Genomic DNA, 8,974 nt, shown 5'->3' on the forward strand with positions numbered 1-8,974 from the left:
AACGAGGTCACACTTGTTGAGGAAAACAACGATTTTCGGAACACCAACCTGGCGGGCCAAGAGAATGTGCTCGCGCGTCTGCGGCATGGGGCCGGAAGGCGCTTCAACCACGAGGATCGCGCCGTCCATCTGGGCAGCACCCGTGATCATGTTTTTGACGTAGTCGGCATGGCCGGGGCAGTCAACGTGGGCGTAGTGACGATTTTCCGACTCGTACTCAACGTGCGAGGTCGCGATCGTCAGAATCTTGGAGGAGTCGCGACGACCCTGGGATTCCGATGCTTTAGCAACGCTATCGTATGCAATGTATTCAGCCAAACCCTTGGCTGCCTGTACGCAAGTGATACATGCGGTTACAGTCGTTTTACCATGGTCAACGTGACCAATCGTACCCACGTTCACGTGGGGCTTTGTCCGTTCGAACTTGTCCTTAGCCATTTTGTTTACCTCCTGAATCTTCTCAGTTAACAATCTTACACAAATCGAATAAATGGAGCCCATGAGCAGATTCGAACTGCTGACCTCATCCTTACCAAGGATGCGCTCTACCAACTGAGCTACATGGGCCTGCTTATCCAAAAAACAGACAAACAAGCCCGTTACGCGCCGGTAAAAAACACGATCACTAGGCTTGTTCCTTCAAAAAATGTTTCATCCACCTCGCCAAGCGTTTTTTGGTGAACAAGACGGCGCAATATATAGAACCATTCGGCAGAGTCAACCCCCAACCCCAAAAAAAAATCAGCAAATGCGCGGAAGCGGGTCGGAAGCCAGAATTCCCAGCGTTCTCAGGGTTCCCATTTCGGTATTGAGCACGGTTTTGCCGGGGAAGTCGCCAACAATCGTCCCGATAATTGCCGCACCCGCGCCATAGACGTTTTTCATTAAGAGATTCAAGGCATGCTCGGCATCGGCGGCGGCCACCACGAGAATCGCCTTCCCTTCGTTTGCGCTATACAACGGGTCGAGCCCCAGCAATTCCGCAACCCCGGCCACGGCATTCGACAGCGGAAGATCGCTTTCCTGCAGCAAAACGCCCCAGGATCGCCCTTCGGCCAACTCGTTGAGAACCGTCGCGACTCCGCCCCGCGTGGCATCGCGCATCCATTTGAGCTCCACCGCCTCTTGGACCTGCGCGAGCATCGCGTTCAGGGGGGCGCAGTCGCTCTTCAAACTGGATTTCAGCGGGAATCCCTTGCGCAGGGTCAGCAGGGCCATGCCGTGGTCGCCAACCGTACCCGTTACAATGATCTTATCGCCCGGCTCGATCGCTTCCGGGTGCAGCGGATTCTCCAAGAGGCCGATTCCGGAGGTATTGATGAAGATGCCGTCGCCCTTTCCCTTCTCGACCACCTTGGTATCGCCGCAAACAATCTTCACCCCGGCCTCTCGCGCCTTTTCGGCGATCGACTTCACGATGCGCTCCAGCAATTCGATCTCCAGGCCCGCCTCGAGAATCACGCCCAGCGAAAGCCAAAGCGGGCGCGCGCCCATGACCGCCAAGTCGTTCACCGTCCCGCAAACCGCCAGCGTGCCGATGTCGCCCCCCGGGAACTCCAATGGACTCACCACATACGAATCCGTCGTGAACACGATTTTTCCGTCCGCCGCCAGAACGGCGCCATCGTCCATGCTCTCCGGAGCCACGTCCGCCAGATGCCGGCAAAACAGATCCCGCACCAGATCGCGCGTCATCCGCCCGCCCGAACCATGCCCCAGTATGATTTTGTCTCCCATGTCGATCCGCCCCCCCCCGCTCCGGCAGCCCCCTTGCATCCGGCAAAAGTGCTAGCAAACCCCAACACGGATAGCGAACGAAAAGCCGAGGGCGTCGCTGCTACATTTTTCGCGCCCATGAATTGCAAATGGAAAAAAACGTCGAAACTCCGGTTAAGCCGTTGCTTTTACAGCGGTTGGGCACCCCCGGCACCGGCACCGATCGATGGACGGAAATATATTTCCATGCGCACCACGGCCGCCCTGGCTGGCCCCGCCCCCTCGGCAAATTGTTCTATCCCCTGCCTCCCAAGGACTAACGACCCTGGCACCCGGCTCGCAAAACCCGATGGCACACCTGTTGCAATAGGGGATGCAACAATTCGGGAAACCAACCATGGCAACAGAAACGATCAATCTACTCGAAAAGCGCAAGCGCCACATCCACGAAGGCGGCGAGTTCGCGATGGAGGCCGAAAAGCAAACGCTGGCCGGCTCCGTTAGCCAGCGTTCCTGCAGCTTCTGCGGCTCCCGCGTGGTGCTCTATCCCATCGCCGACGCCATCCACGTCGTTCACGGCCCGATCGGCTGCGCCTCCTACACCTGGGACATCCGCGGCTCGCTCTCCTCCGGCCCCGAGCTGCACCGCTTGAGCTTCTCCACCGACATGCAGGAAAAGGACGTCATCTACGGCGGCGAGAAAAAACTCTACAGCGCCATCTGCGAGCTGATCGACGAATACAACCCCAAGGCCGCCTTCATCTATACCACCTGCATCATCGGCGTCATCGGCGACGACGTGGGCGCCGTCTGCAAAAAAGTGCAGGCCGAAAAAGGCATCCCGGTCATCGCGGTCGATTCCGAAGGCTTCAAGGGCTCGAAAAAGGAAGGCTATAAAGCCGCCTGCGACGCGCTCTTCAAGATCGTCGGCACCGACGACGTGAAAGAAAAAATCCCGAAGTCCATCAACATTCTCGGCGACTTCAACATCGCGGGCGAGATTTGGGTGATCAAGGACTACTACGAGCGCATGGGCGTAAACGTGGTCTGCTCGGTTTCGGGCGACGGCCGCGTGGACGATATCCGCAAGGCGGGCCGCGCCCAACTCAACGTGGTGCAGTGCTCCGGATCGGTCAGCAACCTGGGCAAAATGCTCGAACACGAATACGGCACCCCGATGATCCGCGCCTCCTATTTCGGCATCGAAGACATGTCGAAGGCCCTCTACGACGTGGCCGATTTTTTCGACGACGATGAAATGCATGCCGCGGCATCGCAGGTCATCAAGGAAGAAGTTGCCAAGCTCATGTCCCAGCTCGCCCAGTACCGGAAAGACTTGAAAGGGAAAAAGGCCGCGATTTATACTGGCGGCGCCTTCAAGGTTTTCTCGCTGGTGCGTTCGCTGCGGACGTTGGGCATGGATGTGGTGATTGCCGGATCGCAGACCGGATCGGTGGAGGATTACGAGCTGCTGAACCAACTCTGCGACCCGGGCACCGTCATCATCGACGACACCAACCCGAACGAGATCGCCAAATTCGTCAAGGAGAAGGATGTCGATCTGTTCATCGGCGGCGTCAAGGAGCGCCCGATCGCCTTCAAACTCGGCATCGGCTTCTGCGACCACAACCACGAGCGCAAGGAAGCGCTGGCCGGGTTCGTCGGCATGCTCAACTTCGCCAAGGAAGTGCACTCTTCGGTCATGAGCCCCGTCTGGCAGTTTGCCCCAAGGCGCGCAGGAAAAGGAGTACGGTCATGAGTTGCAAATGCGGAAACACCTGCGCCCCGGCCGGCACCCCGGCCAGCAGCTGCACGGAAAAGGACCGGGAAAAATGCGGTTGCGCCCCGGCGCCGAAAGCCGCGTTGCTGACGGGCAAAAACTTCACCGCCACCCGCAACGCCTGCAAACTTTGCGCGCCGCTCGGCGCCAGCCTGGCGTTCCGCGGAATCGAAGGCTGCCTCCCCTTTCTCCACGGGTCGCAAGGCTGCTCCACCTATATCCGCCGCTACATGATCAGCCACTTCCGCGAACCGATGGATATCGCCTCGTCGAACTTCGGCGAAGAGAGCGTGGTGTTCGGGGGCCGCGGCAACCTGAACGAAGGCCTCAAGCACGTCATCGAAAGCTACACCCCCAAGGTGATCGGCATCGCCACCACCTGCCTGGCGGAAACGATCGGCGACGATGTCCACATGTACGTGAAGGACTTCATCAAGAACAACACCGGAAAGATCAACCTGCCGGTTCTACTGCACGCCTCGACCCCGAGTTATGCCGGCAGCCACGCCGACGGCTATCAGTGGGCCGTCCGCGCCATCGTCGACCAGCTCGCGGTCGATGGCCCGAACGAAAAATTCATCGGCGTCTTCCCGGGCATGGTCTCCCCCGCCGACCTGCGCCACCTGCGCGAGATCATGAACGACTTCGGCATGAACTTTTCCATCGTCCCCGACTATTCCGATCCGCTCGACGGCCCGGTCTGGGGCGACTACCACAAGATTCCCGAAGGCGGCACCCCCGTGGAGGAAATCAGCAAGCTCGGCCGCGCCTCGGCCGTCATTGAACTGGCCTCCACCATTTCCGACAAGCAGTCGGCGGCCACCCTGCTCGACGAGCGCTTCTCCACCGCGGTCTTCCGCGTCGGCCTCCCGATCGGCATCCGCCAATCCGACGCCTTCTTCAAGGTGCTCGAACAGATTACCGGCCACGAAACCCCCGCCAAGCACGAGGCCGAACGCGGCCGACTGATCGACGCCTACGTCGACGGCCACAAATACACCTTCGGCAAAAAGGTCGCGATCTACGGCGAAGAGGATTTCGTGGTCGGCCTGACCGCCTTCTGCTCCGAGATCGGCCTCGTGCCGGTGCTGTGCGCATCCGGCGGAAAGAGCGGAAAACTCAAAAGCTGCATCCAAGATGCCGCCCCGGAACTCGACCCGGAAACCGCCATCCTCGAAGGCGTCGACTTCGCCGAAATCGGGGAGGCCGTCAAAACATTGGAGCCCGCCCTCCTGATAGGGAACAGCAAAGGCTTTGCCACCAGCCGCGCCACCGGCGTTCCACTGATCCGCACCGGATTTCCCATCCACGACCGGATCAGCGGGCCGCGCACCCTCCATCTGGGCTACCGCGGCGCGCAACGGCTTTTCGACACCATCGTCGACAAGCTCATGGAACTTAAACAAGACAGCAACGACATCGGATACACATATATTTGATCAGTGAAACGTGAGCCGTGATCCCCCTTCACGTCTCAATCGTCGCTCTTCACGATAAGGAGAAACCCCATGGCCCTCGACTTCAGCAAACACCCCTGCTTCAACCCGGACGTGAAAGGCAAATACGGCCGCGTGCATCTGCCCGTCGCGCCGAAGTGCAACATCCAGTGCGGCTACTGCAACCGTAAATACGATTGCGTCAACGAGTCGCGGCCCGGCGTCACCAGCAACGTGCTCTCGCCCGGGCAGGCGCTCTACTACGTGAACGACCTCGTCGAATCCGGCAAACCGATCTCCGTCGTCGGCATCGCCGGACCGGGCGACCCCTTCGCCAATCCCGACGAGACCATGGAAACCTTCCGCCTGATCCGCAAGCGCCATCCCGACATGCTGCTATGCGTCTCCACCAACGGCCTCGGCGTCGGCCCCTACATCGCCGAACTCGCCGAACTCAAGGTCAGCCACATCACCATCACCTTCAACGCGGTCGACCCGGAAATCGGCGCGCAAGTCTATAGCTGGGTGCGCGACGGCAAGAAGCCGTTGCGGGGCCGCGAAGCCGCCGAACTGCTCTTTCAGCGGCAGGTCCAGGCCATGAAGGCCATCAAGGCGCACGGCATCACGCTCAAGATCAACACCATCCTGCTGCCCGGCGTCAACGACCACCACATCGACGAGATCGCGGCGTTCGCCAAAGCCGAAGGAGCCGACTTGCACAACATCATCCCGCTCTGCCCGGTCGAAGGCACCCCGTTCGAAAACAGCATCGAACCGACCCCGGCCATGATCCACGCCGCCCGCGACATTGCCGGCAAATACATGCCGCAGATGACCCACTGCCAGCGCTGCCGCGCCGACGCCTGCGGCCTGCTTGCCGAAGGCACCACGCAGGAAACGCTCGACAAAATCCAGGCGGCCGCCAACGCGCCGGTCAACCCGGACGAAGAGCGCCCCTACGTCGCCATCGCCACCCGCGAAGGCGTGCTGGTGAGCCAGCACCTGGGCGAAGCCGCCCAAGTCCACATCTACGGCCAGCAGGATGGCGCCCCCCAGCCGCTGGAAATCCGCGACCTGCCCGCGAAAGGCGGCGGGGACGAGCGCTGGGCGGCCGTCGGTGCCACGCTCAAGGACTGCCGCGCAGTCCTCGTTTCCGGCATCGGCCCCAAGCCGACCAAGGTACTGCGCAGTTCCGGCATCAAGGTCATCGTGATGGAAGGCCTGATCGAGGAAGCGCTCGAACGCATCTACGCCGGCGAAGAGATCCGCGCCCCCCTCCGCCCCACCAAGTGCGGCGAAAAATGCACCGGCAACGGCGGGGGCTGCGGTTGAGCGAAACCGCAAACTTGAACCCTGAAATATGAATGAATGACTAACCAAACAACTGAAACCTGATGACGGAATCTACTTTCAAGCTTCCAGTTTCAAGTTTCACATTTCGAAAGGAACAACCATGCCAATAGCAAAACCGGAAATGCACTTCTTCATTTGCAACTCATACCGCGTCGCGGGCGAAGCCAAGGGGGTTTGCAACACCAAGGGCGCAGGGGATCTGCTCGCCTATCTCGAAACCGAAATCCTCGACCGCGGCCTCGACGCCCAGGTTTCCGGCTGCGGCTGCCTGAAAGTCTGCACCGAAGGTCCGGTCATGGTCCTGTATCCGGAAGGCAAATGGTTCGGCCAGGTCGACGAAGAAAAACTCGACGCCATCCTGGATGCCATCGAAGACGGCGAGGACACGAGCGAGTATGAACTCGACTAGCTGCCAACACACCGAAAACGCCAACGGCGCATACTGTGGAACACAGGAGGGCCGTTGGGTTAAAGCGGTTAAAAATTATGTTAAAAACCTGGATTACGGGGACGTCACGTTGACCGTGCACAACGGTCACGTGGTCCAGGTCCAGAAAACCGAAAAGATCAGATTCTAGCGGCAGGCGCCGCAGCCTTCCGGATCACCGGCGGCGACATGAGACAAGCAGGTCTACGCTTCCTGACATACAGGTGTCGCAGCCGGAGACCGAAAATGAAAACCATCGCCGTACTCGCCGCGCTTTGCGGCATCGTGTTCACCGCACAGGCTTGGGACAGCCGCGAAAACAACATCTGGCTGGAAGGCGGACTCAAAGGAAAGATTGCCGACGACTGGACGATCCAGCTATCCGAGCAGGTTCGCTACAAAGAAGACGGGTTCAACGATTACTATCGCCACACCGAAGCCTGTCTGCTGTGGAAGTTCCGGCCCGGCTGGAGCCTGGCCCCCGCCTTCCGCTACGTGACCGCCACGAAAAGCAACGTAACCACATCCACGCCGACTTGGCATCTCAACCTCGCCCACTCGGCCTCGCGGTTCGGCGTGCAGCTGAAAAGCCGTGCACGGGTCTATTATTCCGACCGCGGCGGAGCCGCGGACCAAACCGACTTCCGCCCGAAATTCACGCTGACGCCGGCCAAGGGCTGGACCGCGTGGAAGCTCAAGCCCTTCGTCGAGAACGAAATGATGCTCAACCTCGACAAGAGGTGGTTTTACCTGAACCGCCTCGGTGCCGGCGTCTCGTTCGCGCCCGTCAAGAAGCTCGGCCTCCGTCCGTTCATCGCCCAGGACCTTTATCAAACGGAAAAAGAGGCCGACTGGAACGAACGCTTAAACTACGGCATCTCCGCCTGTCTTATTTTCTAGGGAACCACCATGAGAATCACGTCTACGTTGATCACCGCATTTCTCTGCGTTCAAACCATGATGGCGCATGCGCAAGCCAAGCAACCCCTGCGGGTTTTCGCCGCCGCAGGCACCGCTCCGGCCATGAAGGAAATCGCCATCCGGTTTACGCGGCAAACCGGAACCCCGGTCATCTTCAACTTCGCCAACGCCGGAACGCTGGCCAAGCAGATCGCGGCCGGCGCCGAATTCGACGTCTTCTTTTCCGCCAACGAAACGTGGATGGACTATGTGGAAGACAAAGGCCTGGTCGCCCCATCGTCCCGCACCGTCCTGCTCGAAGACGAAATGGTGATCGTGGTGCCCAAGGGGAAACCCTCCGACATCCTCCTCGCCGCCCCGGCCGTTGATCGTTTTGCCATCGGCGACCCAGCCACGCCCATCGGCATCTATGCCAAACAGGCGTTCACCAAGCTCGGTTGCTGGGATGCGCTGCAACCGCGCCTCTGCGTGGGCGACACGGTTCACAAGGTCCTGAATTATGTCGCCCTCGGCGAAGCCGATGCCGGCGTTGTTTTCCGGTCGGTGGCGCGCTGTGCCTCCAACCGGGTGGACATCGCCTGCGCCATCCCCGGCGAGCTACACAGCCCGATCCGCTTTCCGATTGCGACGGCGCAAAATTCCCGGGCGGAGGATGAGCGGTTCCTGGAATTCATCCTGTCCCCCTCGGCCACCGCCATTTTCAGCACCTATGGGTGGAGCCCCGTCAAAACCAAGGGACCGGCCGATGGCACACTCCCTGCACAAAAGGATTAGAACCATGAAAAGCACCCTCTATTTCCGCCGAAGAAGTACAAACATGAAAACCCTGGCTACACTATTGTCCGTTCTGCTGGCCGTGGCGGCCCATGCGGCCCCAACCGTCTTCGCCGCCGCCAGCACAACCGATGTCATGAAGGAACTGGCCAACGCCTTCGAACAAAGCGGCGGCGGACCGGTTCGCTTCAACTTCGCCTCGTCCGGCGCCCTCGCCCGCCAGATCGATGCCGGAGCCCCGGCGGATCTCTTCGTCTCCGCCAACGGCAAGTGGATGGATTATCTCGAGACCAAGGCGCTGCTCGAAACCGGAACCCGCACCGACCTCGCCCGCAACTCCCTGGTGCTGGTTGTCCCGGAATCGAGCAGCCTTACCTTCGAAGGATTCCCGAAAGACCTGAAGGGCCGCCTCGCCATCGGCGAACCCAAGAGCGTCCCCGCCGGGGCCTATGCCCAGACCGCGCTCGAAGCGTTGAATCAATACGACGCGGTGAAGGCCAAGCTGATCAAGGGCAAGGATGTTCGCACCGTGCTGCTCTATGTTGCGCGCAACGAAGTCGACGCCGG

At 60.1% G+C, this 8,974-nt stretch carries 10 protein-coding genes and 1 tRNA gene; 8 read left to right on the top strand and 3 right to left on the bottom strand.

Going from position 1 to position 8,974, the window contains the following annotated elements; genetic code table 11:
- The 3 genes from ABYO54_RS10055 to hypE all read right to left on the bottom strand — a co-directional run.
- Window positions 1-438: GTP-binding protein (locus ABYO54_RS10055; RefSeq protein WP_372808119.1), on the bottom strand; the 438-nt coding region annotated here is incomplete at its 3' end.
- 53 nt (window positions 439-491) lie between these two features.
- Window positions 492-567 (bottom strand) — tRNA-Thr (locus ABYO54_RS10060).
- A gap of 174 nt (window positions 568-741) precedes the next feature.
- Window positions 742-1,737, bottom strand: coding sequence for a hydrogenase expression/formation protein HypE (gene hypE, locus ABYO54_RS10065; RefSeq protein ID WP_372808120.1), 996 nt, complete (start codon window positions 1,735-1,737; stop codon window positions 742-744).
- Between the two features lie 376 nt (window positions 1,738-2,113).
- Here hypE and nifE point away from each other — a divergent pair, with 376 nt between their 5' ends.
- The 8 genes from nifE to modA (ABYO54_RS10105) form a co-directional block, all read left to right on the top strand.
- A complete protein-coding gene (nifE, locus tag ABYO54_RS10070; RefSeq protein ID WP_372808121.1) occupies window positions 2,114-3,475 on the top strand; it encodes a nitrogenase iron-molybdenum cofactor biosynthesis protein NifE in 1,362 nt (453 codons plus the stop codon).
- On the top strand, window positions 3,472-4,935 hold the full coding sequence (locus ABYO54_RS10075) for a nitrogenase component 1 (RefSeq protein WP_372808122.1): 1,464 nt from the start codon (window positions 3,472-3,474) through the stop codon (window positions 4,933-4,935). The genes nifE and ABYO54_RS10075 overlap by 4 nt, the downstream gene beginning before the upstream one ends.
- A gap of 69 nt (window positions 4,936-5,004) precedes the next feature.
- Window positions 5,005-6,264: a radical SAM protein gene (locus ABYO54_RS10080; protein ID WP_372808123.1), complete on the top strand. Its 1,260-nt coding sequence runs from the start codon at window positions 5,005-5,007 to the stop codon at window positions 6,262-6,264.
- 121 nt (window positions 6,265-6,385) lie between these two features.
- A complete protein-coding gene (locus ABYO54_RS10085; protein WP_372808124.1) occupies window positions 6,386-6,694 on the top strand; it encodes a ferredoxin in 309 nt (102 codons plus the stop codon).
- Window positions 6,681-6,863 carry a YezD family protein gene (locus tag ABYO54_RS10090; RefSeq protein WP_372808125.1) on the top strand — a complete coding sequence of 61 codons (183 nt, stop codon included), beginning with the start codon at window positions 6,681-6,683 and terminating at the stop codon, window positions 6,861-6,863. Before ABYO54_RS10085 ends, ABYO54_RS10090 begins: the two co-directional genes overlap by 14 nt.
- Window positions 6,864-6,958: 95 nt before the next feature.
- A complete protein-coding gene (locus ABYO54_RS10095) occupies window positions 6,959-7,612 on the top strand; it encodes a DUF2490 domain-containing protein (RefSeq protein WP_372808126.1) in 654 nt (217 codons plus the stop codon).
- A gap of 9 nt (window positions 7,613-7,621) precedes the next feature.
- On the top strand, window positions 7,622-8,407 hold the full coding sequence (gene modA / locus ABYO54_RS10100; RefSeq protein WP_372808127.1) for a molybdate ABC transporter substrate-binding protein: 786 nt from the start codon (window positions 7,622-7,624) through the stop codon (window positions 8,405-8,407).
- Between the two features lie 4 nt (window positions 8,408-8,411).
- A partial coding sequence (modA, locus tag ABYO54_RS10105; RefSeq protein ID WP_372808128.1) for a molybdate ABC transporter substrate-binding protein occupies window positions 8,412-8,974 on the top strand: 563 nt, incomplete at its 3' end.

The sequence above is a fragment of the Pontiella sp. genome, from assembly GCF_041622395.1.
GTDB lineage: Bacteria > Verrucomicrobiota > Kiritimatiellia > Kiritimatiellales > Pontiellaceae > Pontiella.

Excerpts from the sequence above, each read along its gene's own strand:
- ABYO54_RS10085 (WP_372808124.1), top strand. The coding sequence starts at position 6,386 with ATGCCAATAGCAAAACCGGAAATGCACTTCTTCATTTGCAACTCATAC.
- modA (WP_372808127.1), top strand. The coding sequence starts at position 7,622 with ATGAGAATCACGTCTACGTTGATCACCGCATTTCTCTGCGTTCAAACC.
- ABYO54_RS10090 (WP_372808125.1), top strand. The coding sequence starts at position 6,681 with ATGAACTCGACTAGCTGCCAACACACCGAAAACGCCAACGGCGCATAC.
- ABYO54_RS10075 (WP_372808122.1), top strand. The coding sequence starts at position 3,472 with ATGAGTTGCAAATGCGGAAACACCTGCGCCCCGGCCGGCACCCCGGCC.
- ABYO54_RS10080 (WP_372808123.1), top strand. The coding sequence starts at position 5,005 with ATGGCCCTCGACTTCAGCAAACACCCCTGCTTCAACCCGGACGTGAAA.
- nifE (WP_372808121.1), top strand. The coding sequence starts at position 2,114 with ATGGCAACAGAAACGATCAATCTACTCGAAAAGCGCAAGCGCCACATC.
- hypE (WP_372808120.1), bottom strand. The coding sequence starts at position 1,737 with ATGGGAGACAAAATCATACTGGGGCATGGTTCGGGCGGGCGGATGACG.
- ABYO54_RS10095 (WP_372808126.1), top strand. The coding sequence starts at position 6,959 with ATGAAAACCATCGCCGTACTCGCCGCGCTTTGCGGCATCGTGTTCACC.